The sequence below is a fragment of the Actinoplanes sp. NPDC089786 genome (assembly GCF_040684855.1).
GTDB lineage: Bacteria > Actinomycetota > Actinomycetes > Mycobacteriales > Micromonosporaceae > Actinoplanes.
In genome coordinates this window covers 36,717-60,144 of record NZ_JBFBGU010000029.1, presented here as the reverse complement: position 1 = coordinate 60,144, position 23,428 = coordinate 36,717, and the positions used below count along the sequence as shown (strand labels likewise).

Below are 23,428 nucleotides of genomic sequence, written 5' to 3'. Positions count from 1 at the left end.
CCCCAGCGGGGAGCCGCTCCGTCCTACCACCATCCACCCGAGTGGTAGCTCAGCCCGCAATTCCACACCCGAATACCGCCACGCCCTACCACCATCCACCCGAGTGGCAGCCCAGCCCGCAATTCCACACCCGAATACCGCCACGCCCTACCACCATCCACCCGAGTGGCAGCCCAGCCCGCAAATCCCGACCCGGAAACCGCCACGCCCCACCACCAGCCCGGCCCGCCAGGCGAGTTCGAAGCCGCGCGCGCCCATCGGGCGGCAGCAAAACGATCTTGGCGGCGCGGCCACCGCCGCCACCCCCGCCCCGGCACTGGGTGGGTCAGAACGTAGCGGGCGAACTTGAACGGGTTGTTGCCTGTCCACAGGTGGCGTCGGTCACCGGATCAGCACACCGCCGCCGATCTCGCGAGCCCGGATCGCGGCCGCCTCGATGTGGCGAGGCCGGCGACAGAACAGATAGCAGTGACGGTAGAGGCGGTTCCGCGCGGTGCTCGTTTCTGTGGTCGTGCTTGCGGGACCCAGGAGACGCGAATCGCCGCCGTCGTGCAGTACGGCGCCCATTCGCGTGCCGGTGGACAGCCGATCTCGGCCAGGTCGGCGACCCTGGCGTCCGGGTTCAGGCGTTGCACCAGCTCGTCGGTGAGTGCACCGAGGACGAAGATCTCGGCGACGGCGTCCCGGGGGGACCGGGGTCTCGTAGTAGTCCTCCGCGATGCGCTGGTAGGCGATGCCGGTTCCGTCGAGCAGGGCTCGAACAGCCGGTCGGCACCGTCCGGATCATCGCCGTCGGGCAGCTCGATATCGCCCGTATGCCAGCGGTCGTCGTCGTGCTGGCGCACAGGCAAACCGTGGCCTCCAAGACGCCGTCCTGGTGGCTGAAGGCGGCTGCCGTGGAACACGGCCGGGACGGTGGCGACCAACCCTGGCCACGTCTGCCCACTGCGGTGGGGGCTCATCACCGATTCATGGTCGAACCCCCGGATGACGGCTCCAGCTGGCGAACACGACCGAGCAGGCGTCGCCGGAACCGTTTCTCATCGAGGCCATCTCCTCCTCCGGCCCCCATCGGGAGTCGAAGGAGAAGTACCGCGATTCCCAGTCCGGGCTCATGAGCGCGTCGAGCGTCGCCGGCGCCTGAGAGCGCCGGCGAAGTGTCGCGATGTCCGGCACGGCGAGAGCTACCCGGTGAACTGGCACAGGACCATCTGGCCCGGCGGGAGACCGGCGGCAACGCCGGTCTCCCGTGGAGAAAGAACTAGCGCGAGAACTCGACCGCCGCGGCGCCGCTGCCTCGCCGGGATGGTTCGGCCGCCGCGATGACCCGGCCGTTGCGGCCGAACTCGATCGCGGTGGCCGCGCCCAGTTCGGGCACGTCGGGGCCGAAGGTGTGGCCGAGGGCCTCGAGCCCGGGACCGTACTGCGTGTGGAACGCCGGCTCGGCCTGGATGCCCGCGGAGTTGCGCTGGGACGCCCGGGGGGCCGCCATGGCCTCGGGGAGGGTCATGCCCAGGTCGATGCGGTTGACCAGGAGTTGCAGGACCGTGGTGATGATGGTCGCGCCGCCGGGTGAGCCGAGGGCCAGGTACGGCTTACCGTCCTGGAGGACGATGGTCGGGGACATCGAGCTGCGCGGGCGCTTGTTCGGGCCGGGCAGGTTGGGGTCGGGCGCGTCGCCCTGCGTACCGGCGAAGTTGAAGTCGGTCAGCTCGTTGTTGAGGATGAACCCGCGGCCGGGCACGACCATGCCGCTGCCGCCGGTCGCCTCGATGGTGAACGTGTACTCGACGATGTTGCCCCACTTGTCGGACACGGTGAGGTTGGTCGTGCTCTGACCCTCTTCGACCTGGCCACCGACCGGCGCCGGCGTGCAGCCGGTCGCGGTCAGGTCGCCGGGCGGGACCGGCTTGGTGAGTGCGTGCGCCGGGTCGATCTGGCAGGCCCGCTGGCGCGCCCACCCGTCCGAGATGAGCCGGTCGAGCTTCCACTGTGCGGTGTGGTCGCCGACGTAGCGGTTGCGGTCCGCGAAGGACAGGGCGCTCGCCTCGAGGTACTGGTGGAGGGCCTGGGTGCGGGACGCCGCCGACAGGTCGGTGCGCTCCAGGATGTTCAGCGCCTCGCCGACGGCCACGCCGCCGCTGGACGGGGCGGTCATGCCGTACACGGTCAGGCCCCGGTAGTCCGACCGGGTCGGCGCGGGGTAGCGAAGCCGGTAGTTGGCGAGGTCGGACATCCGGAGGTCGGCGCCCCGGATCGGGTACGCCCACTCGCCGATGGGAGTGGCCGAGACCGGCGGGTGCTGCACGGTGCGGACGATGTCCCGCCCGACCGCGCCCTTGTAGAGGACGTCGGTGCCCTTGCGCGCGATCAGCCGGTAGGTGGCCGCGAGGTCGGGGTTCTTCTGGGTCGAGCCGACCGCGGGCGGCTGGCCGCCGGGCAGGTAGAGGTCGCGGGACGAATCGAACTGCCCGAAGATCGCCTGGTTGTCGGTCACCTGCTGGCGGAACGTGGCGTCGACCGGGAACCCGTTCTCGGCGACCCGCGCGCCGGGCTGGAGCAGCTGGCTGAGCGGCTTCGTGCCCCACTTGCGGGCGGCCGACTCCCAGGTCGCGAGCGTGCCGGGGGTGCCTACGGACAGGCCGCTGACCCGGCCCTCGTTGAAGTCGTAGGGCTTGCCGTCGGCCGGGTCGATGAACCAGTCCTTGGTCATCGACGCCGGACCGGACTCGCGGCCGTCGATCGTCTGCACGCGACCGCTGCGCGCGTTGTAGTAGACGAAGAACCCGCCACCGCCGATGCCGGCCGAGAAGGGTTCGGTGACGCCGAGCGTGGCCGCCGCGGCGATCGCGGCGTCGACCGCGTTGCCGCCCTTGCGCAACACGTCGATGCCCACCGCGGTGGCCACCTTGTCGACCGTCGCGACGGCGCCGCCGTACCCGCGGGCTGTGGGCCCAAAAGCGGTGCCGCCGTGCCCGCGGGCTGTGGGACCCAAAGCATCGGAGGCCGCCGCGGCGGGTGCGGCCGGAACCAGCACCACGCCCAGCGCGACCAGGGACAGAACCGCTCGCAACCGCATTGTTGCCTCCGCCGGAGGAAGAATATCGATGAGGGTCAGGGTTCCTGCCTACCCGTGATCAGCCGGTTGCACAACTCAGCCGACCCCGAAGGCGGGCGGGATCACGCCCGGGCAGGTCGCGCCGGGCGCCGGCCGCGCGAGCGCGACCAGGAACCGGTCCATCAGATCGGTGATGCAGGGTGTACGCCCGTACGACACGTGCCCCCAGCCGTCGTACGTGGCCAGGGTGGCCGAGGGACCGAGCTGGTCGGCGACCCGGGTGGCCCACACGTACGGCGTGGCCGGATCGTGTTTCGAGCCGACGACCAGGGTGGGCACCGACGTGCGCCGGAACCGCCGCTGCGGGTTCGCGACCGGCCCGGTGGGCCCGAGGCAGGCCACCGCCGACGACAGGGCCAGCGAGGACACCCGCATCGACGGCGCCGTCGCCCGCAGCGAACGCAGCCGCCGTGCGTAGGAGTCGTAGCCCACCGAGGGGAAGGAGAAGTCGGCGCAGAAGATCGCCGGGAAGCTGTTCTCCTCGGTCGCGGGCGCGCGGGAGCGGGTGGCGGGCGCGTCGGCCAGCACGTCGTGGATGTAGGTGGCCAGGGAGGCGAACTGCGGGTCGTAGAACGAGCCGAACGCCACGTCGAGCACGTCGAACTCGTTCGGCCGGAAGCCCGGGCGGTACGGGTCGATGAGCGTCCCGGCGGCGGCTCGGGCGAGCACCGTCGCCCACAACGCGCGCACATTCCGACCTCGCAGAATGCAGTCGTCCGACCGCGCGCACCAGCTGACGAACTCGTCGAACGCGTCCTCGACGGCGGCCGTGCCCTCGGCCAGGAACTCGCGCGCGCTGACACTGTGGTCCATCACGCTGTCCAGCACCACCGCCCGCGCCCGGCGTGGGTGGATCGACGCGTACTGCGCACCCAGCAACGTCCCGTACGACGCGCCGTAGAAGGTGATCTGCTCCTCGCCCAGCGCCCGCCGCAGCCGATCCATGTCCCGCGCGACGCTGATCGTGTCGGCGTGCCTGAAGAGCGGGCCGGTGCGCCGCGCGCAGTCCTCGGTCAGCCGGCGATGAAAGATCCGGAGCTTCCGGTACGCCGACTTCCCGGCCACCAGCGGCGACGGCTCGGCGTCGAGCAGGGACCGGGCACACACCACCGGGTTGCTGCGCCCGACCCCGCGCGGGTCGAAGCCGACGATGTCGAACCGTGCGCGCACCTCGGCGCTGAAGAACTTCTCCGCCCCGAGCACCATGTCGACGCCGCTGCCGCCGGGGCCGCCCGGGTTGACGACCAGGACGCCGATGCGCCGGGCGGGCTGGGTGGCGACCCGCCGGGCGATGGCGATCGGCACCTTCCGTCCGTACCCGTCACCGGGTTTGATCGGCACCCGAAGGGTCGCGCACTGGGCCGTGGGGTCGTCCTCGCACGCGGCCCAGACCAGGCCCCGGGCGGCCGAGGCGGGGGCCGGGAGCAGCACGATAAGGGGAACGAGCAGAGCCACGAGAATGGGCCGGGTGGTTCGCACCCGGCCCATCCTGCGTCATGATCCCGTGCGGGATCGGTGGTAATCGGGGCTACTTCACCCCGAGGTGGCGGAACGACCGCTTGAGGAAGTCGGTGCGTTTCGCCGTGGACAGGCCCTCCAGGCCGAAGCCGAGGAAGACCGAGTCCTTGGTGGTGGTGACGGCGCCCTGGTCGAAGTTGTCACCGAACGCGTTCTGACTGCGGCTCCAGCTGTTGGCGTTCGGGCCGGAGCCGGCCGGCGGCCCGGTGATCGCCCAGCCACCCAGGTCGGTCTCGAACGACGTCTGCGCGGTGACGGCGCCGTTCGTCTCGACCCGCACGTTGTCCAGGAAGACGCCCAGACCCTGGGTGCCCCAGTCGGACATGTAGCTGATCGACACCTCGACCTGCTTGCCCGCGTACGCGGACAGGTCGAAGCCGTAGTCCTGCCAGCCGCCGCTGTTGCCGCTGACCGCGTTCCAGGTGCCCGTGGTGCCGGTCGCCGAGCAGTCCGCGCCCTGGTAGTGCGTCAGGAACGGGTGCAGCTCCTGGATGCCCGACTCGCAGCTGTCGCCGGTGCCGGTCTGGGTGTGGCCGCCGGTCTCGGGCAACGTGGTCCAGTCGTCCGCGCCGACCGTGTGCGCCTCGACGAACATGTAGTCCCAGCTCGCCTCGGTGTCGTGCGACACGTTGAACTTCAGCGCGCCGGAGGTGGCCGCGCTCAGATCCACGGTGCGGGTCAGCCGCTTGTAGCTGGCGTCGGCCTGCCCGCTCCAGAGGTACCAGCCGCCGTCGTACGGCTCGTACGGGTTCCGGCCCAGGTCCCAGTCGACCGGCCCCTGGCTGGCGAACTGCGGGAACTGCGTGACCGGCAGCACGCTGGACGTGGTCAGGAACGAACCGGTGTGGTCCTGGTTGCCCGCCGACCCGGGCGCGTTCAGCTCGGCGGCGAACCCGTCGAACTTCCCGGCGTTGCCGGCCAGCGGCCGCGGCCCGTCCGGACCGGCCCCGCCGTTGTCCACGTACGAGTAGGCCCCCAGCCAGTACTGCTGGAAGTCGTTGAACAGCGGCAGACAGGTCGCGCCGTTGTCGACCGGGCACTCCGGGCCGGGGTTCGGGTCGTAGTCGTACGAGCCGTTGGCGGCGTTGGCGTAGCCCGCGTACTTGCCGCCGTAGATCAGCTTGCCGCCCTCGTTGACGTAGTCCCGGACGGCCAGCTCGGTCTGCCAGGCGTTGCGGGAGGCGGTGCCGCCACCCTGGCCCGGCGCCCGCGGGATGATGTCGTCGCCGGTCTCCCAGACGACGGCCTTGTAGTGGGACAGCACACCGAGCGGGTGCGGCGCCTTCCGCCCGTGGGTGTCCAGGTCGTAGACGTCGGCCTTGAGACCGGCCGCCTCGATGCTCGCGACGTGCTCGTCGGCGTACCGGGCCGCGGTGGCCCCGTCGGTGTTGGCCGGCGAGATGCCGGTGACGTCCTCGGCCGCGAGGACCAGCACGTCACCGCCGATGTCGTTGGACACCGTGTAGGTGAACGGCGTGCTCGGCTGCCCGCCGGTCGCGGTGAACCAGACGGTCACCTTGTCGCCCGGCTTCTGCCCGCGGACCAGGCCGCGGAACTCGGCGTAGAACTTGTTGTGGGTGTTGCCGTACCGCTTGCCGCCGTCCCAGCGGCGGACCGCTCCGGTGCGCTCGGCGCCGTTGTTGATGCGGTAGTGCAGCACCTTGTCCTTGAGCGCCCGCTCGGCGACCACGGACACCGTCTGGGTGGTGCCGTACGAGTACTCGAACGGGTCGGCCTCCAGGTCGGGCGCGGTACGCCCGACCGCGGACACCGGGTTGGCCGGGTCCTTGGCCGACTGGGCGATGGACAGCGCGAACGGGATGTTCTTCTCGAACTCGGCCTGGATCAGGCCCTCGTCGTCCGGGAAGTTGAAGCCGCTCTGGCAGTCCGCCGGGTCCCACTGGTCGTCCGGGTCGATCGCCGACGCGGTCGCGCAGGTGGTCATCTCGGGCGTGAAGCCGATGGTGCCGAACCGGACCTGCGCGTGCGTGTCGGTGTCGCCGTTGGTGGTGTACAGCTCAGCCGAGATGTCCGGGTCGTAGCCGGGCACCGCCGGGTGCGCGTCGTCACCGGCCATCGCGATGCTGATCTGGTCGTCCGGGCTGATCGTGTCGACCTGCCAGCCGATGCCGTAGAGCAGCAGCTCGGCGGCCGAGTGGTAGTTCACGAAGAACTCGAAGCCGACCTTCTGGAACAGGCTGTTGAGCGCCTTGGTCTCCGGCTCGGAGTTCGGGCCGGTGCCGCGGTAGGTCTCGTCCGACGGGTCGTCCGCGGAGCCCTCGTTGTCGTAGCCCCACTTCTCGGCGAAGTTCCGGTTCAGGTCGACGCCGTCGCCCGGGGTGATCTGGCCGTCGCCGTTGTTGTCGCGCAGGTTCTTGCGCCACAGGCGGTTGCCCTCGGTGAACGTGAAGTCGTAGCCGTCCACGTTCGCCACCGGCAGGATCCACACCTCGGTGGTGTTCAGCAGCTGGGTGATCGCCGCGTCCTTGCCGTACCCGTTGACGTAGTAGTGCATCAGCCGCCGGTTCATCTCCGGGGTGATCCACTCACGGGCGTGCTGGGCGCCGGCGTACAGCACCGACGGCCGGGCGCCGTCCGGCACGTTGCGCGCGCCCTTGGTCAGCTTGATCGCCTGGATCGGGGTGCCCTTGAGGCTGGTGCCGATGGTGACCAGCTTGGCGATCTGCGGGAACCGCGCCGCGGTCGCGGCGAGCTCGTCACGGATGCCGCCGGGCGTGTTGTACTGCTTGAAGACGGTGGGCGCGGCCGCGGCCTGCTTGCGCATCGTGGTGGTCGCGCTCTTGGCCTTGAGGGGTACGCCCTTGGCGATCAACTGCTTGGCCTGGCCGGCGCCGAGGATCGTCTCCACGACGACCTTGCCGCCGGCCGGTGGCGTGATCGAGCTCTCGTGACTGTCGATGCCCGCCTGGCGCAGCTGCTCGAGCTGGGCCGCGTCCAAGGTGCCGACGTAGACCCCGAGGGTGTCGGCGGTAGGAGCCGGCGCCGCGGTGGCGGCCGGGGCCTGGGTGACGGCCGTGACCGCGCCCAGGACCACAGCCGCTCCGGCGGTGAGCCAGCGTCTGGATCTCATGATGGATGGCCTCCGAAGGGTAAGGAAGGTCGTGAGTGGACCCTTCATGCAGGTGGGAGGCGGTGTCAATCATTCATACGGTTGGATCAGTCAATATGTTGTAACGGAGCGTTGTCCCCGGTTGTGGCGTGGCACCGTTGGAGGCATGACCCACTCCCGGAAGCTCGTTGCCGCGCTGGCCGGCGCCGCCCTGCTCACGGCCTGTTCGGAGGATTCCTCTCAGCCGCCCGCGCCCGCTTTGTCGGCTCCCCCGGCGCCGTCGGTCCTGCCCTCGGCCTCGGCCCCCGCCACGCCGGCCGGGCGACCGGACCTGGCCGCCGAGCCGGAGACCCTCGCCACCGGCATCGACGTGCCGTGGGGGCTGGCCTTCCTGCCGGACGGCAGCGCGCTGGTCGCGCAACGCGACAAGGCGACGATCGTGCAGGTGACGCCGGGCGGGAAGGTCCGGGAGGCGTACCGGGTGCCGGATGTCGACCCGGCCGGCGAGGGCGGCCTGCTCGGCCTGGCCGTGGACCGGGACTACGAGCAGACCCGCTGGGTGTACGCGTACACCACCGCCGACGACGACAACCGGGTGGTCCGGTTCAAGCTGGGCCGCGACGACAAGCCCGAGGTGGTCTTCGCCGGGCTGGCCAAGGCCGGCAACCACAACGGCGGGCGGATCGCGTTCGGGCCGGACGGGATGCTCTACGTCGGCACCGGGGACGCCGCCGAGCCCCCGCGCTCGCAGGACGAGGGCAGCAACAACGGCAAGATCCTCCGCCTCACGCCGGAGGGCAAGCCGGCGCCCGGCAACCCGGCCTCGGGCTCGCCGATCTGGACCTCGGGTCATCGCAACGTGCAGGGCCTGGCCTGGACCGCGGACGGCGCGATGTACGCCACCGAGTTCGGCCAGAACCGGCTCGACGAGGTGAACAGGATCCAGAAGGGCAAGAACTACGGCTGGCCCGAGGTCGAGGGCGACGAGGACGGCCCCGCGCGCTTCACCAAGCCGCTGGTCACCTGGCCCACGTCGGAGGCGTCACCGTCGGGCGCGGCGATCGCCGGCGACACCATGTACGTGGCCGCGCTGCGCGGGCAGCGCCTGTGGACCGTGCCGCTCGGCGGGGGCGAGCCGCGGGCGTACTTCACCGGCAAGTGGGGCCGGCTGCGGACGGTCGCCGTCGCACCCGACGGCGCCCTGTGGCTGACCACGTCGAACACCGACCGGGACGAGAACGTCCGGGACGGCGACGACCGGATCCTGCGGTTCCCGGCCACGGCGAGCTGACAGGCTGACCAGGGCCGGGAACCGCGGAAGACCGGGCCCTCAGGCGTTGGCCGGCGGGAGCAACGGCAACTGGGAGATCACCGTTGCGTACTGGGAGACCTGCCGCCCGTTCGGCACCACGCCGATGGAACGGAGCTGGTCCTGGATGGCCTGTTTGACCACATCCTCGGACTTGCCGCGGTGGGTCTGCATGACCTTGTTGACGACAAAGTCGACGCGGAGCTGCTGCTGCCAGCCGGCGGTCCGGGGGCCGCCGGTCGTGGAGAAGCTGACGGAGGCGAGGGGTTCCATGCCCACGAGTATCGGAAGGCCGGAGCGGCACTGGACCATTAGCGGGGGCGCTGCAACCCGGTTGCACCCGAGCCGCACCGCCCCCTCCATCAAACGGCTTACCGGAGCTCAGTGGGAGGACGGCCGCTCGCTCTGCCCGGCCAGCTCCTCCTCGGTCGGCGGCGGGGTCGGGCGCAGCCGCTGCCAGCCCAGGAAGAACAGGCCGAGCGCGAGCATGGCCAGGCCCATCCAGATGTTGATGCGGATGTCCTGCGCCTTGGCGATCTCGGCGTCGCCGTCGAACAGGCCGAGCAGCGTGACGATCACGCCGTAGACCACGAACAACAGACCGATCACCCGGCGCACGTCGAACAACCGGGCGGCGGCGGAGCGCTTCGCCCGCTCGTCAGGGATCTTCTCGTCGGCCATCTCAGGGACTCCTTACCAGACCGGGATGTAGAGGAGGACGGCCAGCACGACCGCGATCACGCCGAGCAGCACCGGATTGCGCCACCAGACCTTGTCGGCGGCCAGCACCGCCGCGCCCGAGGTGTCCGTGCCGGCCAGCCCGTAGACCAGGCCGCGCAGTTCGTTCTCGGGCCGGGGCGGGGTGAACAGGGTGACCACCACGGCCACCACGACCGCGGTGCCGAAGGCCAGGCCGGCGCCGTAGAAGCTCTCCTCCAGGTCGGAGTTGAAGTGCACCACGTCACCGAGGTAGAGCAAGTAGAGCGTGAGCGACGAGAGCGTGCCCAGCAGCAGCGACCAGAAGCCGGCCCACGCCGACATCCGCTTCCAGAACATGCCCACGATGAAGGTGGCGAACAGCGGCGCGTTGAACAGGGAGAAGAGCGCCTGGATGTAGTTCATGATGTTGTTGAAGCCGGCCGCGATGAACGCCGTGCCGATCCCGATGATCACGCCGCCGACCGTCGCCCAGCGCCCGATCCGCAGGTAGTACTCGTCCGACCGGTCCTTGCGCACGTACGACTGCCAGATGTCGTACGTGAACACGGTGTTGAACCCGGACACGTTGGCGGCCATGCCGGCCATGAACGAGGCCACCAGACCGGTCACCGCCACGCCCAGCACGCCGTTGGGCAGCAGGTCGTTCATCAGCAGCGGGATCGAGTTGTTGTAGACCAGGTCGCCCGACTCGGCGCCCAGCCCCTTGACGGTCACGATCGCGATCAGGCCGGGGATGACGGTGACGACCGGGATCAGCAGCTTCGGGAAGGCGCCGATGATCGGCGTACGCCGGGCCGCGCTCATGTCCTTGGCGCTCAGCGCGCGCTGCACCTCGGCGAAGTTCGTCGTCCAGTAGCCGAACGACAGCACGAAGCCGAGCCCGAAGACGATGCCGATCCAGTTGGCGCCCAGCGGGTTGTCGGCCGAGCTGCCGGTGTTCGACCAGGTGTGCAGGGCCGCCTCACCGAGCGGGCCGCTGCGCACCTTCTCGAACAGCCCGTCGATGCCGCCGACCTTCTTGAGACCGATGATGGTGATCGGGATCAGCCCGGCCAGGATCACGAAGAACTGCAGCACCTCGTTGTAGATCGCCGAGGACAGACCCCCGATGCTGATGTACGTCAGGACGATCGCCGCCCCGAGCACGATCGACAGCCACAACGGCCACCCCAGCAACGCGTCCAGGATCAGCGCCAGCGCGTAGAGGTTGACGCCGGCGATCAGCACCTGGGCCAGCGCGAAGCTGATCGCGTTGAGCAGGTGGGTCGGCCGGTTGAAGCGCAGCCGCAGGAACTCCGGGACGCTGCGCACCTTGGAGCCGTAGTAGAACGGCATCATCACGATGCCCAGGAACACCATGGCCGGCACCGCGCCGATCCAGTAGTAGTGCAGCGTCAGCAGCCCGTACTGGGCGCCGTTGGCCGCCATGCCGAGGATCTCGAGGGCGCCGAGGTTGGCGCTGACGAACGCGAGGCCGGTCACCCAGGCCGGCATCGACCGGCCGGAGAGGAAGAAGTCGGCGCTGGTCTTGATCGCCCGTCGCGCGGCGAACCCGATCCCCAGCACGAAGGCGAAATAGATCGCCAGGATCAGATAATCGAAGATGTCGAGATCGAGCCGAAGACCTTCTGCGGCGAGCAACACATCACCAGACACAAGCACCTCCAGGGGGTCGCCCTGGGCGTCTACCCGTGGTGAAGATCCTTCACACCTCGCCGCGGAACTACAGCGCGGCGATGGCGTCCACCGACAACTCGGCCAGCGACGGGACCACCAGCGCGGCCTGAGCCAGGGCGTCGTCGGCGGGCGGGTAGACGCCGTGCGGCACGCACACGACCTTCATCCCGGCCGCCGCCACCGCGCGCAGACCGTTGCTGGAGTCCTCGATCCCCGCGCAGTGCGTGGGCTCGAAGCCCAGCTTGGCGGCGGCGAGCAGATAGACGTCCGGCGCGGGCTTGCCCCGGGGAACCTCCTCGGTGGAGAGCACGACCTGGAAGACCGAGTCGAGCCCCGAGGCGGCCATCACGCTGTCGATCAGCACCCGGGCCGACGAGCTGGCCAGCGCCACCGGATAGACCGCGGCGATCCGCCGGACCGCGTCGACCGCCCCGGGGATCAGCGGGAGATGGTCCCGGTAGCGCCCGGCCATCGCCGCCAGCACCTCGGACGCAACCTGTTCCGGAGGCAGCCCGACGCCGACGTCCTCGGCGAGGTGGCGGGACCACTCCCCGGTACTCATCCCCATCATCCGGGTCTGGGTGTCCGGGAGGAACTCCCGGCCGTGCGCCGCGACGTAACCGCGGCGCACCTCCTCCCAGGTTTCCTCGGAGTCGATGATCACGCCGTCGAGGTCGAAGACGACCGCCTCGACGCTCACAACGCCTCGGCCGCGGGGACGATCTCCTTCTGGAAGATCTCGAACTGCTTGGTGTCCCACGCGTTGCGCAGGCCACCGTGCGCGACCGTGAACCCGTGGCCGGCCAGGCGGCGCAGGTCGTCGATGATCTCGCCGACCCGCTCGCCCTTCTCGCCCAGGTCCCAGTTGTAGAGGACGGTCTTCTCGATCTCGTCGTAGTCGCGGCCGACGTCGGCGCAGTGCTGGCGGAGCACGTCGAGCTTGCGGTCGATGTCGGGCACCGGGAACAGGTTGCAGGCGTCGGCGTACTGCGCGACCAGCCGGAGCGTCTTCTTCTCGCCGCCGCCACCGATCAGGATCGGCACCCGGGGCCGGGCCAGCGGGGCGGGCGAGTTGAGCAGCCGGCCGAGGCGGTAGTGCTTGCCCTCGAACGCGGTCTCGTCGCCGTCGAACATCTGCCGGCAGATCTTCAGCGCCTCCTCGAGGCGCTCGAACCGCTCGGCGGTCGGCGGGAAGAGCAGGCCCAGACCCCGGGACTCCTCCTCGTTCCAGGCCGCGCCGATGCCGAGCATGGCCCGGCCGCCGGAGAGGATGTCGAGCGTGGTGACCGCCTTGGCCAGCAGTCCCGGGTCACGGTAGACGACGCCGGTGACCAGGGTGAGCAGCTTGGCGCGCTTGGTCTGGCCGGCCAGGAACCCGAGCGTGGTGTACGCCTCGAGCATGTCGTGCTCCGGCGGGCCGATGACGGCGATCTGCCACAGGTGGTCCATGACGCTGATCCGCTCGAAGCCGGCCTCGTCGGCCGCGGAGGCGATCTCGCCGAGGACGGGACCGAGGCGCGCGGGACCCTCGGGCCAGGTGAAGTTGGAGATGTGGAGGCCAAGTCTCATAACCGGAGCCTACTCCGTTTTCGTGAACCCCCGGGGTCGTCAGGCGTCCGCTTTACCCGGGCTTGCCCACCCACGTCCGATCAAATATCACTCTAAGTGGTGCTGACGTTCCGCCCGCAACCTAGATATTCCCAGCTAGGAGCCTTGGGCCGGTTGGTGAAGACGGTCGTCCGTTTTGGTGAGTTGACCGACGGTAGTCGCTTGTTAGGTTGACCTTGATCCCGTACACAGAAGCTGAGGAGCCACCGCCCATGCCTCCTTCGCGGCCGACCGTGAGCGTTGTCCTGCCCGCGTTGGACGAGGCCGCCAACATCGCCCACGTGCTCCACGGCCTGCCCGACGTGGTCGACGAGGTGATCGTCGTGGACGGCGGCTCGTCCGACGACACGGTCGCGGTGGCCCGGCAGAGCCGCGCGGGCACACATGTGGTCCGCCAGACCCGCTCCGGCAAGGGCAACGCTTTGGCATGCGGAATCGCGGCCAGCCGGGGAGACATCGTGGTTCTGATGAGCGCGGACGGCTCATGCGACCCCAGCGACATCCCCCGCTTCGTGCAGGCGCTGGCCGGCGGCGCCGACGCCGCACACGGGTCCCGGTTCCGCGGCCGCGGCGGGGATCTGGAGTCGGGCCGCCTGGAGCGGCTCGGCGGGCACCTGCTCCGGCACCGCGTGAACAAGGTCTTCCAGACCCGCTACACCGACCTCGGCTCCGGCTACCACGCGTTCTGGCGCGCCACCCTGGACAAATTCGACCTGCCCGATCCGGAACTGCCCGGCCTGCGCCGCGGCGAGACCGTGTGGGGCGACGGCCCGGAGGTCAACCCGCTCATCCCGGTGCGGATGGCGGCGCTCGGCCTGCGGGTCGTGGAGATCGCCACGGTGCGTTACCCGCGGATCCACGGCGCTCCCCGGCCGCGGCGTACCCTCGCGCGCATCCTGCGGGGGCGGCGCGTGCTGCGTGCGGAGCGGCGCCGGGTGTCGCAGCTCGATCAGGAGGAGGGCAAGAGCACAACCATGCGTGGGTACGCCCGGAGCACGCGAACCACTGCCGACCGGCCCGGCGAGCACACCACCGGCCGGCACGCCCGGCCCGAGGCCCCGCGCCGCCCCTACCCCGGACCACGGCCGGACTGGGCCGACTCCGTGGGCCAGCACCGCACCGAGGACATGATCGGCAACTCGCGGCGGCGCAGCGGCATCTACGAGAGCGGCGTGCACCAGGGCGAGAACGGCAGCATCCGGCGCAGCGGCCTGTATGACACCGGCGTCCACCGCACCGGGGTCTACGACACCGGGGTGCACCGCACCGAGATCTACGACACCGGTGAGGTGGTCAACGACCGGGTGCCGCGCGAGGTCGGTGGTGGCCGCCGCCGGCTGGACGCCGAGGACCGCACCCCCGGCCCGCCCCAGCTCACCGCCGGACCATCCCAGCTCGCGTCCCGGCCACCCCAGCTCATGGCCGGCCCGCCGCAGCTGACCGCCGGGCCGGCGCATCTCGGTCCCGACGAGAACATGCCGTATGCGGGCCGTCCCGGCTACCTGCGCACCGAAGGCTGACCATGTCGATGAGCCGCATCATGAACGCCGGGCCGCCCCCGCCGAAAGGACTCGAGCAGGGCCGCAGCGGCGACCGCCCGTTCCCCGGCCGGCCGGCCCGCCCGACCGGCCTGATTCCCCGGCAGCGCGAGCCCGAGCAGCCCGAGCCGACCGTGGTGGTCGGCGTGGACCTGCGCGAGCCGATGCCGGACATCGCCGGTGGCGCGGTCACCCGGGCCTGGCTGCTGCTCCGGATCGGGCCGGTGCCGATCGGCGAGCTTCTGCTGCGCGTACCCCCCGAGGGGTTGACCTCGGCCCAGGCCGGTGCGGCGGTCGCGGCGCGGATCGGCGCCCGGCGGCGGATCGCCCGCCGGGCGTCCGACGGTCAGCCGCGCTCGCGCAAACGCGGCAGGATCTCGCCGCTGTAGAGCCTGAGGAACTTCTCCTGGTCGGGCCCGGGCGCGTGGAAGACCAGGTGCTTGAAGCCCATGTCCAGGTATTCGGCCACCTTGGCGGCGTGTTCGGCCGGGTCGGTGGAGACGATCCAGCGGGTCACCGTGCGGTCGACCGAGAGGGCGTCGGCCCGGCGCTGCATCTCGATCGGGTCGTCGACGCTGTGCTTCTCTTCCGGCGTCAGCGCCAGCGCGCCCCAGTAGTGGGTGGCCTGCCGGGCCTGCTCCAGGTCGTGGTCGAAGGAGACCTTCACCTCGATCATCAGGTCGAGGTCGTCGAGCGTCTTGCCGCCCTTCTCGGCACCCTCCTTCACGGCCGGCAGCAGCGTGTCGGTGTAGAGCTCGTGGCCCTTGCCGCTGGTCGTGATGAAGCCGTCGGAGATGCGGCCGGCCAGCCGGGTGGCGGCCGGGCCGGAGGCGCCGATATACACCGGCACCGGCGTCTCGGGCTTGTCGTAGATGGTGGCCTTCTCGGTGCGGTAGTACTGACCCTCGAAGTCGACCCGGTCTTCGGCCCAGAGCTGCTTGATCAGCGTGACGGCCTCTTTCAGGCGGGCGAACCGCTCCTTGCCGTCGGGCCACTCGGCGCCGAGCGGCACCTCGTTCAGCGACTCGCCGGAGCCGACGCCGAGGATCACCCGGCCCGGCGCCAGGCAGCCGAGCGTGGCGAAGGCCTGGGCGACCACGGCCGGGTGGTAGCGGAACGTCGGCGTGAGCACGCTGGTGCCGATGGCGATGCGTTCGGTGCGTGCGGCGAGCGCGCCCAGCCAGGGCAGCGCGGCCGGGGCGTGCCCGCCGTCGTGCCGCCACGGCTGGAGGTGGTCGCTGACGAACACCGAGTCGAAACCGAGCTCCTCGGCGAGGACGCCGTAGCCGAGCAGCTCGGTGGGTGGGAACTGTTCCGCGGAGGCCTTGTAGCCGAACCGAATCATGGATCCGAGCCTATCCCTGCCCGTTCCGGCCCCGCCGGTTATCCACAGCGTCCGATGCTGTCGCGGAGGTCACCCCGCCGCGCGATAGGCCTTGCCGGCCTCGGTCGGGGCGCTCGCGTCGCGGTAGAGGCCGAAGTCGACGCTGTCGCCGACCGCGGGCAGGCCGAACCAGGCGTACCGCTCGACGTAGGACCGCTTCTCCAGGCCGGTGGTGCTGCCCTTGATGAAGGCGACGATCTGCGCGGTGTTCGGGTACTTCGGGCTGCCGGTGAAGTTCATCAGGCCGTACTCGGTGATCCAGATCGGCTTGCCGTACTTCTGGTGCACCGCGTCGACGTACCCCAGGAACTGGTTCACCGAGGCCGCGCTGAAGTCCGACCCGTACCAGTGGATCGGGATGAAGTCGACCTTCAGCTTCTTCGCCTCGGCGCCGTCCATGAACCGGTCCAGCCAGCCGTTGTCCTGGTCACCGCCGAACGCGACGGCCGGGGCGCCCAGCCGCATGCCGGTCTTCGCCAGCTCGGGCCACTTGGCCAGCGCCTGCTCCACGGTCATGTCGGCCTGGCCCGCCATGTCCGGCTCGTTGAAGCCGAGCAGCGTGCCGTCGCCCTCGCGCTTCGCCTCGGCCAGGGTGCTGGTGGTGACGTTGCGCTCGTCCCAGATCATCGGCACGAACTCGACGCCGGCCGGGCCGGGGATCTCGTTGTTGTTCGAGCCCCAGGTGTAGTACCAGCTCGCGCCGACGTCCTCGAGCGCGCCCTTGGAGCCGGCGAACTTCCAGACCGCGGCGCCCTTCTTCTCGGTCTTCAGAACCGGCACGGCCTTCGTGGCCTTCTTCTTCGGCGTGGGCTTCTTCGGCGGTGGTGTGGTCGGAGCAACGCTCGGCGGCAGGCTGATCTTCGGCGCGGGCGCCGTGCTGGGCACGATCACCGCGGCCCGGGCCGGCGGTCGCTCCTCGTGCTGGTGGTAGACGACCACGGCCGCGCCGCCACCGGCCACCGCGGTCGTGGAGAGGACCACGGTGAGGACCCGGCGGCTCATCCCGAAGGCGATCTTGCCGGCCAGCGCCAGGTGGCCACCGGCCTGCGCGCCGCCGATGACCGCCCCCTTCATCGCGAGCGGCACCGGCACCAGCGCCATGCCGGCCAGCAGGCGCTCGGCCGCGACCAGACCGGACCAGGCCGGTGAGCACTCCCGGCAGTCCCGGGTGTGCCGGGCGACGCGCTTGCGCCACAGCGGGCTGGGGTGGCCGTCCCAGCCGGTCAGCACCACCCGCAGCTCGGCGCAGACCGGGTCGGCGTCGAGCGCGCGCACGACCACCCGAGCGGTCTCGAGCTGGCCCTTCATCCGCTGGACGCGGACCGCGGCGTGCTGCCGGGTCACCCCGATCGCCTCGACGATCTCATCCCGGGTGAGCTCGCCGGAGGCCTCCAGCCACCACAGCGACAGCAGTTCCCGGTTGTCCTCGTCCAGCCAGCGGGTCGCCGCGGCGGTCTCCCGGCGCTGCCCGGAGAGTTCCAGCCGGGTGATCGCCAGGTCGGTGAAGTCGGCGCCTGGGTCGCGGACGTCGTCCGGCAGCAGCACGTCCGGCGTCCCGCGGCGGGCACGGAACCGCTCCCGGATCTGGCGCACCGTGATCGCCACCAGCCAGGACCGGAACGCGGCCGGGTCGCGCAGGTCGCCCAGGTTGCGCAGGACCCGCAGCATGACGTCCTGGACCACGTCGTCGACGTCGGCGTGGCCGTCCATGGCCCGGCCGACGATCGTGTAGACGAGCGGCAGGTACCCGGCGACGAGCCGGTCCACGGCGGCGGGATCGCCCGCGCGGGCGGCGACGACGGTGGCGGTGTCGGGTTGATCCGGCATGTGCTGACCTCTCCGTGGCGCATCAGATCATGGCTCAGGAGGAGGAGACGGTCCAGGTCGGGCCGAATAACACAAACCCCGGTGCCGGAACCGGGACACAGCCTGGGTTAGCTATCGGCGTGTTCGGGCATTCACCTGGCATGCGCATGTCGGTCCGACTCAACCTGCCGATCGAGGCCGGCAGCGTTCCCGCCGTGCGGCGGCTGCTGCGGACCGCCCTGTCGATCATCCGGGTGGATGTGGCCTCCGGCGACGACCTGGAGATCGCGCTCACCGAGGCGTGCGCGAACGTGGTCAAGCACGCCGGCGGGGCCGAGAAGTTCGAGGTCCACCTGGACGTCGACGACCATCGGTGCGCCATCGAGGTGCGCGACGACGGCCCCGGATTCGATCCCGGCGTCACCGACAACGACTCACCGGACGAAAGCGGCGAAAACGGACGGGGACTGTTCCTGATCCGCGCGCTCAGCGAGAACGTCCGCCTGCACTCGACGCCCCGGCGCGGCAGCCTGATCCACTTCGAGAAGTCCTTCGCCTGAGGCCGTTCCCGGCCCCCGCCGGCCGAGTGCCACCCCCTTGGCGCTCGGCGGGGACAGGCGTGCCATCATTTTTGCCCCATAGCAAATCTTGCTGCACAGCAAATTCAGTCACGGAAGGAGTGACCGCAGTTGTCCGAGGGCCCCACGCCGATCGGCGTCCTGCTGCGCGCCACACCCCCCGACCGGCTGCCCGAACTGGCGGCGGAGCAACTCCGCCACCATCATGCCGCCCGCCGGGTCGAGGTGCTGCTGGCCGACCTGACCCGTACCGGGCTGTGGCCCGTCCTCGACACCGAGGCCGCCCCCGGCGACGCCCTCGCGCTGCGCTGCTTCGGCAGCCAGCGCCCGGTCACCGACATCGGCATCGCCGGCACCAACCGGGTGCATCTGCCCCTGACCGTCTGGGGTGAACGGCTCGGCGTGCTGGTGGTCGACACCGCGCAGCCGGCCGGCACCGGGCTGTCGGACACGCTCGCCGCGTTCGCCGACGAGCTGGCCGTCGCCATCCGCGCCGCGTCCTCCGACACCGACCGCTACGTCCGGGTGCAGCGCCGGGAGCGCCTCACCATGGCCGCCGAGCTCCAGTGGGACCTGCTGCCCGGCTCGTCCCTGGGCGACGACCGGTTCCTGGCCGCCGGGCAGCTCGAGCCCGCGTACGACGTGCACGGCGACCACTTCGACTGGTCGCTGGACGGCGACCGGCTCACCGTGACCGTGCTCAACGGGTCCGGCGACGGCCTGGCCGCCGCCCTGCTCACCACGACCGCGGTCAACGCGATGCGCAACGCCCGCCGCTCCGGGGCCAACCTGGTCGAGCAGGCCGAGCTGGCCTCCGACGCGATCTGGTCGCGGGCCGGCGGCAACGGCCACGCGGCCACCCTGCTGCTGGAGATCGACGTGGTCGGCGGCCAGGTCGAGGCGGTCGACGCCGGGTCGCCCAAGGCCATGGTGGCGCGCGAGGGCGAGATCCGCCCGATCGAGCTCGAGCAGCAACTCCCGCTCGGCATGTTCGGCGACTCCCGGTACGAGACCCAGCGCTTCCGCCTCGAGCCCGGTGACCGCCTGCTCGTGGTCAGCGACGGAGTGCACGCGGCGACCCCCTCCGGACGCGCGGCGTTCGGCGGTGGCGGGCTGCTGACCGCGTTGCGCCGGACTCGCCTGCAGCCGGCCACCGAGGCTGTCGGTACGGTGATGCGTAGTCTGCGTGACTACCACGCGGGCGAGGACCCGGCCGACGACGCCGTCATCGTGTGCCTCGACTGGCGCCGCTGATCGGCCGAGCGACGCTTGGACCACACCCCGAGCGGGTAGTTGCCAGCTCGCACCCAGGTTGGACGGAGCACTAGGGATCGGCATGAATCATGCGCCCGACACCGCGGCGGCGGTCGAGTCGTCGGTGGAGTCGTTGCTGTCCGTGCTCGACACGGCGCGGCTGGCGCAGTCCCCCGCGATACCGCCGACCCAGCTCCGCGTGCTGACGATCATCGCGCGGGCCACCGGCGAGACGAACATGAGCCGGCTGGCCGAGGCGCTCGACGTGGTCCCGTCCTCGGCCAGCCGGCTGTGCGACCGGCTGGAGGCCACCGGGCTGGTCCGCCGGGTGCCCGACCCGCGCGACCGGCGCGAGGTGCGGCTGCTGCTCACCCCCGCGGCGAAGCGGCTGCTCGACGAGTTGCGGGCCGCCCGGCAGGCCGCGCTGGCCGTCGTGCTCGAGCGGATGACGCCGGCCGCCCGCAACGATCTGGCGCGGGCGCTGGGCGCCTTCGACGCGGCCGCCGCCCGCGACCAGGGCGAGAACGAGACCGGGTTACGCACGGCCTGACCCGCTCTCTAGATTGATCCGATGCGCATCGGCATCGTGATCCTCCCCGACGAACGCTGGTCCATCGCCGGGCGGCGGTGGCAACGCGCCGAGGAATACGGCTTCGATCACGCCTGGACCTACGACCACATCGGCTGGCGCGACCTGGTCGACGGGCCGTGGTTCGACGCCGTGCCGACCCTCACCGCCGCGGCCATGGTGACCCGGCGGATCGGGCTGGGCACCTACGTCGCCTCGCCGAACTTCCGGCACCCGGTCCCGTTCATCCGCTCGGTGCTCGCCCTGGACGACATCTCGCAGGGGCGGCTGTTGCTCGGGGTGGGCGCCGGCGGCACCGGGCACGACAGCAGCGTGCTGGGCGCTCCCGAGCTGAGCCCGCGCGAACGGGTCGACCGGTTCGGTGAGTTCCTCGAGCTGACCGGCCGCCTGTTGACCTCGGATCACGTCTCCTACCAGGGCGACCACTACACCGCGGTGGACGCGCGGACCCGGCCCGGAGCGGGCCGTACGCCGCTGCTCGTGGCCGCCTCCGGCCCGCGCACGCTGCGGCTGGCGGCCAAGTACGGCGACGGCTGGGTGACGTACGGCGACGCCTCGGTCGAGGGCACCGACGCGTGGTGGGTCGCGCTGGAGCGGCAGCGGAACCGCTTCGAGGCGGCGCTGGCCGAGGCCGGCCGCGACCCGGCCACCGTGCGCCGATATCTCAACCTCGATTCGGCGCCGGTCTCCCCGATGAGCAGCGGCGACGCATTCACCGACCTGACCGGCCGGGCGGCGGCCCTCGGTTTCACCGATGTCGTCGCACACTGGCCGCGGGCGAGCGGGTGGTACGCCGGTTCTGAGAAGACGCTGGAAACGGTCGCCGGGCTGTTGCCGAAGCTGCGCCGGTTGACTTAAGCCAAGGCCTGGAGTCGGGTTGCGCTATTGCGCAATGGGACGGTCAGCGGCGATGGGCCGCGCGGTAGGCGTCGCTCACGCCCTGGGGAATGCGGCCGCGCTCGGAGATCTCATGGCCGTTGGCCACCGCCCACTCCCGAATCGCCTTGTTCTCGTCGCGGCTGGTCGCCGTGCGCCCGCCGGACGCGACCCGGGCCCGAGGGGCGCCGCCGCGACCGACCCGGGTGCCCGCGGTGATGAACGGGTCGAGAGCCTTGCGCAGCTTTCCGGCATTGGCGTCGGAAAGGTCGATCGTGTAGCTCGTTCCGTCCAGACTGAACTCGACGGTGCGGTCCGCCTTCTTTCCGTCCAGATCGTCGATCAGAGTGGTGATTACCTGGCGCGCCATGCCGACTCCCGTTGGTTATCCGGAATAGCCGCGCTCAGTGTCGCCCTTCGGCGGCGTCGCGCGCAACTCTTCCCTCGGATTCAACCATTCTTTTTCGTCCAGGGTCGCTTGGTCATTAAATGCGATGGCGCATTCAGCGGGAAATCGGCGGTCCCGGAGGCGTCCGGCCGGTCGGCCGAAAGGGCGGGTGGATGGAACCGTCCGGATGAGGTTAGGGTCGTCGCCATGGAGGACGAGCGAGCGACCGGGGCCGATCCGGGCGCCGCCGCCGATTGGCACGAGCAGCGGCGACGGGCGATCGCCGGGCACGCCGCGGCCCTCGATGCCGGCCGGGCCGCCGAGGCGGCCGAAGCGGCCGGGCTGCTGGCCGAGTTCGTCCGCGAGGCGACCGAGCGTGGCCTCTCCCCCGCGCGGCTGAACGCGACGTCGTTCGACGGGCGGTCGACGTACCGTACGAAGATTCGTGGTTGGTATTTGAAGAGCAACAAGACCGTGGCCGTCGGCGCCGACGGTGAGTATTACGTCATGGCCGTGCCGTCCTCCCTGCGCGCCCGGTTCACCGGCGCCGACCTGCGACCGAGCGTCCCCAGGCTCGTGGTCGGCGCGGGCGGCGGCGACGGCGAGACCATCCCCCTGGCGCAGCTCCTGCGGCGCCGTCTCGACCTGGGAGCTTCCTGGCCGTGATCCTTGGTTCCATTCCTCTCCTCACCCTCATCCGACGACGTCGGGCCGTGGCGGCGGCCCTGACCGCGTTCACCCTCCTTGCCCTCTCCTCGCCTCCGAGTGCGGCCGCCTCGCCCTCCTCGCCGCTGAACGCGGCCGCCAAGGCCGTCGTCCCGTGCCCGCGACCGAAGGTGAAGCCGCCGACCGGCCGTCCGGCCCGGCCGGTGCCGCCGCCGGACGACCCGGTGGCCCGCGCGGTCGGCGGTGACGCCCTGGCCACCAACGGCCTGGCCGTCCCGGCCGGCGTCGCCGCGCCGCCCGCCCTCACCGCCGCCACCTGGCTGGTGGCCGACCTCGACACCGGCGAGGTGCTCGGCGGGTGCGGGCCGCACGTCTACCAGACCCCGGCGAGCGTGCAGAAGCTGCTGCTGGCGGCCACGGTCATGCCCCACCTCGATCCCCGGCAGACGATCAAGGTGGCCCAGTCGGACCTCGACATCGAGCCCGGCAGTTCCGCGGTCGGCCTGGTGCGCGGTGGCTCGTACTCGATCGCGACCCTGTGGCTGGGCCTGATCCTCAACTCGGGCAACGACGCGGCGAACGCCCTGGCCCGGGTGGGTGGCGGCCGCAGCGGCGTGCCGGCCACGGTCAAGGCGATGAACGACGAGGCCAAGCGTCTGGGCGCCTACCAGACCCACGCCGTCACCCCGTCCGGCCTGGACGGCCCCGGCCAATTCACCAGCGCGTACGACCTGGCCCTGATCTCCCGGCGCCTGTTCGACCGGGCCGATTTCCGCAAGTACGCCCTGACCCGCAGCGCCACGATGCCCGCCCAGAAAGCGTTGAAGAAGGGCGGTTTCCAGTTCCAGAACGAGAACCGCCTGATCTTCAACTACCCGGGCGCCCTGGGCGGCAAGACCGGCTTCACCAAACTGGCCCGGCACAGCTACGTCGGCGCCGCCCAACGCAACGGCCGCCGCCTGGTGGTGACCCTGCTGGGCGCCGAGAACAACCCGCTGAAGGGCTGGCAACAGGGCGCCGCCCTGCTCGACTGGGGCTTCAAACTCCCGAAGGACGCCTCCGTCGGCAAACTGGTCAACCCGGAATCATTGGCCACAACCAAGACGACCGAGAACGCTCCGGTGACCCCCGGCCCCACCAACAAGGCCCCGCAACCGGCGGCGGCACCCCAGCGCGACTCATCCCGAACCCTGACCTTCGCGGCGGCCGCAGCGGTAGCCGTGATCCTCGCGGCGACGCCCCTGCTCCTCCTGCTGACCCAGCGACGGCGTCAGCGGGTCAGGCGGAGACCCCGGGCGCAGTACCACGCAGGTCCGAGCTGACAGACGA

20 protein-coding genes and 1 pseudogene are annotated in these 23,428 nt (G+C 71.0%); 9 read left to right on the top strand and 12 right to left on the bottom strand.

Annotated elements, in window-relative coordinates:
- Nucleotides 1–578: 578 nt before the first annotated feature.
- The 4 genes and pseudogenes from AB0O15_RS42560 to AB0O15_RS42545 all read right to left on the bottom strand — a co-directional run.
- A pseudogene (locus AB0O15_RS42560) lies at nt 579–1,116 on the bottom strand (hypothetical protein); the annotation flags it as partial.
- A gap of 145 nt (nt 1,117–1,261) precedes the next feature.
- Nucleotides 1,262–3,079 carry a gamma-glutamyltransferase gene (ggt, locus tag AB0O15_RS42555; protein ID WP_364331982.1) on the bottom strand — a complete coding sequence of 606 codons (1,818 nt, stop codon included), beginning with the start codon at nt 3,077–3,079 and terminating at the stop codon, nt 1,262–1,264.
- Between the two features lie 75 nt (nt 3,080–3,154).
- Complete coding sequence (locus AB0O15_RS42550) at nt 3,155–4,597, bottom strand: alpha/beta hydrolase (protein ID WP_364331979.1); 1,443 nt, start codon at nt 4,595–4,597, stop codon at nt 3,155–3,157.
- A 49-nt stretch (nt 4,598–4,646) separates the two neighbouring features.
- On the bottom strand, nt 4,647–7,727 hold the full coding sequence (locus AB0O15_RS42545) for a M14 family zinc carboxypeptidase (RefSeq protein ID WP_364331976.1): 3,081 nt from the start codon (nt 7,725–7,727) through the stop codon (nt 4,647–4,649).
- Between the two features lie 145 nt (nt 7,728–7,872).
- Here AB0O15_RS42545 and AB0O15_RS42540 point away from each other — a divergent pair, with 145 nt between their 5' ends.
- Nucleotides 7,873–8,997 carry a PQQ-dependent sugar dehydrogenase gene (locus AB0O15_RS42540; protein WP_364331974.1) on the top strand — a complete coding sequence of 375 codons (1,125 nt, stop codon included), beginning with the start codon at nt 7,873–7,875 and terminating at the stop codon, nt 8,995–8,997.
- Nucleotides 8,998–9,036: 39 nt separating this feature from the next.
- Here AB0O15_RS42540 and AB0O15_RS42535 read toward each other — a convergent pair whose 3' ends face one another.
- From AB0O15_RS42535 to AB0O15_RS42515, 5 genes are all read right to left on the bottom strand, one after another.
- A complete protein-coding gene (locus AB0O15_RS42535; RefSeq protein WP_364331971.1) occupies nt 9,037–9,288 on the bottom strand; it encodes a hypothetical protein in 252 nt (83 codons plus the stop codon).
- A gap of 108 nt (nt 9,289–9,396) precedes the next feature.
- Nucleotides 9,397–9,696 (bottom strand): hypothetical protein, encoded by a 300-nt coding sequence (locus AB0O15_RS42530; protein ID WP_364331968.1) that lies wholly within the window; start codon nt 9,694–9,696, stop codon nt 9,397–9,399.
- A 12-nt stretch (nt 9,697–9,708) separates the two neighbouring features.
- The gene (locus AB0O15_RS42525; protein WP_364331965.1) at nt 9,709–11,391 is read right to left on the bottom strand and encodes a sodium:solute symporter family protein; all 1,683 of its coding nucleotides are present in this window, start codon (nt 11,389–11,391) and stop codon (nt 9,709–9,711) included.
- Nucleotides 11,392–11,458: 67 nt separating this feature from the next.
- Nucleotides 11,459–12,112 carry an HAD family phosphatase gene (locus AB0O15_RS42520; protein WP_364331962.1) on the bottom strand — a complete coding sequence of 218 codons (654 nt, stop codon included), beginning with the start codon at nt 12,110–12,112 and terminating at the stop codon, nt 11,459–11,461.
- On the bottom strand, nt 12,109–12,981 hold the full coding sequence (locus tag AB0O15_RS42515) for an LLM class F420-dependent oxidoreductase (protein WP_364331959.1): 873 nt from the start codon (nt 12,979–12,981) through the stop codon (nt 12,109–12,111). The genes AB0O15_RS42520 and AB0O15_RS42515 overlap by 4 nt, the downstream gene beginning before the upstream one ends.
- A gap of 251 nt (nt 12,982–13,232) precedes the next feature.
- Between AB0O15_RS42515 and AB0O15_RS42510 the strand changes: the two genes are divergently transcribed.
- A complete protein-coding gene (locus AB0O15_RS42510) occupies nt 13,233–14,540 on the top strand; it encodes a glycosyltransferase family 2 protein (protein ID WP_364331956.1) in 1,308 nt (435 codons plus the stop codon).
- A gap of 8 nt (nt 14,541–14,548) precedes the next feature.
- Nucleotides 14,549–14,947 (top strand): hypothetical protein, encoded by a 399-nt coding sequence (locus AB0O15_RS42505; RefSeq protein WP_364331953.1) that lies wholly within the window; start codon nt 14,549–14,551, stop codon nt 14,945–14,947.
- Here the strand turns inward: AB0O15_RS42505 and fgd are convergent.
- Together fgd and AB0O15_RS42495 are read right to left on the bottom strand one after the other, a co-directional pair.
- Complete coding sequence (gene fgd / locus AB0O15_RS42500) at nt 14,905–15,903, bottom strand: glucose-6-phosphate dehydrogenase (coenzyme-F420) (protein WP_364331950.1); 999 nt, start codon at nt 15,901–15,903, stop codon at nt 14,905–14,907. The two genes, AB0O15_RS42505 and fgd, sit on opposite strands and share 43 nt — an antisense overlap.
- A gap of 69 nt (nt 15,904–15,972) precedes the next feature.
- Nucleotides 15,973–17,769: a sigma-70 family RNA polymerase sigma factor gene (locus AB0O15_RS42495; RefSeq protein WP_364331947.1), complete on the bottom strand. Its 1,797-nt coding sequence runs from the start codon at nt 17,767–17,769 to the stop codon at nt 15,973–15,975.
- Nucleotides 17,770–17,909: 140 nt separating this feature from the next.
- Between AB0O15_RS42495 and AB0O15_RS42490 the strand changes: the two genes are divergently transcribed.
- From AB0O15_RS42490 to AB0O15_RS42475, 4 genes are all read left to right on the top strand, one after another.
- Nucleotides 17,910–18,308, top strand: coding sequence for an ATP-binding protein (locus AB0O15_RS42490; protein ID WP_364331944.1), 399 nt, complete (start codon nt 17,910–17,912; stop codon nt 18,306–18,308).
- A 129-nt stretch (nt 18,309–18,437) separates the two neighbouring features.
- Nucleotides 18,438–19,580, top strand: a complete 1,143-nt coding sequence (locus AB0O15_RS42485) for a PP2C family protein-serine/threonine phosphatase (RefSeq protein ID WP_364331941.1) — start codon at nt 18,438–18,440, stop codon at nt 19,578–19,580.
- A gap of 82 nt (nt 19,581–19,662) precedes the next feature.
- Nucleotides 19,663–20,130, top strand: coding sequence for a MarR family transcriptional regulator (locus tag AB0O15_RS42480; protein WP_364331938.1), 468 nt, complete (start codon nt 19,663–19,665; stop codon nt 20,128–20,130).
- Nucleotides 20,131–20,151: 21 nt separating this feature from the next.
- A complete protein-coding gene (locus tag AB0O15_RS42475; RefSeq protein WP_364331935.1) occupies nt 20,152–21,027 on the top strand; it encodes an LLM class flavin-dependent oxidoreductase in 876 nt (291 codons plus the stop codon).
- 43 nt (nt 21,028–21,070) lie between these two features.
- Here the strand turns inward: AB0O15_RS42475 and AB0O15_RS42470 are convergent, their stop codons facing one another.
- Nucleotides 21,071–21,415 (bottom strand): Lsr2 family protein, encoded by a 345-nt coding sequence (locus AB0O15_RS42470; RefSeq protein WP_364331932.1) that lies wholly within the window; start codon nt 21,413–21,415, stop codon nt 21,071–21,073.
- 225 nt (nt 21,416–21,640) lie between these two features.
- Between AB0O15_RS42470 and AB0O15_RS42465 the strand changes: the two genes are divergently transcribed.
- Together AB0O15_RS42465 and AB0O15_RS42460 are read left to right on the top strand one after the other, a co-directional pair.
- On the top strand, nt 21,641–22,099 hold the full coding sequence (locus AB0O15_RS42465; protein ID WP_364331929.1) for a hypothetical protein: 459 nt from the start codon (nt 21,641–21,643) through the stop codon (nt 22,097–22,099).
- Between the two features lie 47 nt (nt 22,100–22,146).
- Nucleotides 22,147–23,421, top strand: a complete 1,275-nt coding sequence (locus tag AB0O15_RS42460) for a D-alanyl-D-alanine carboxypeptidase (RefSeq protein ID WP_364331927.1) — start codon at nt 22,147–22,149, stop codon at nt 23,419–23,421.
- Nucleotides 23,422–23,428 lie beyond the last annotated feature (7 nt).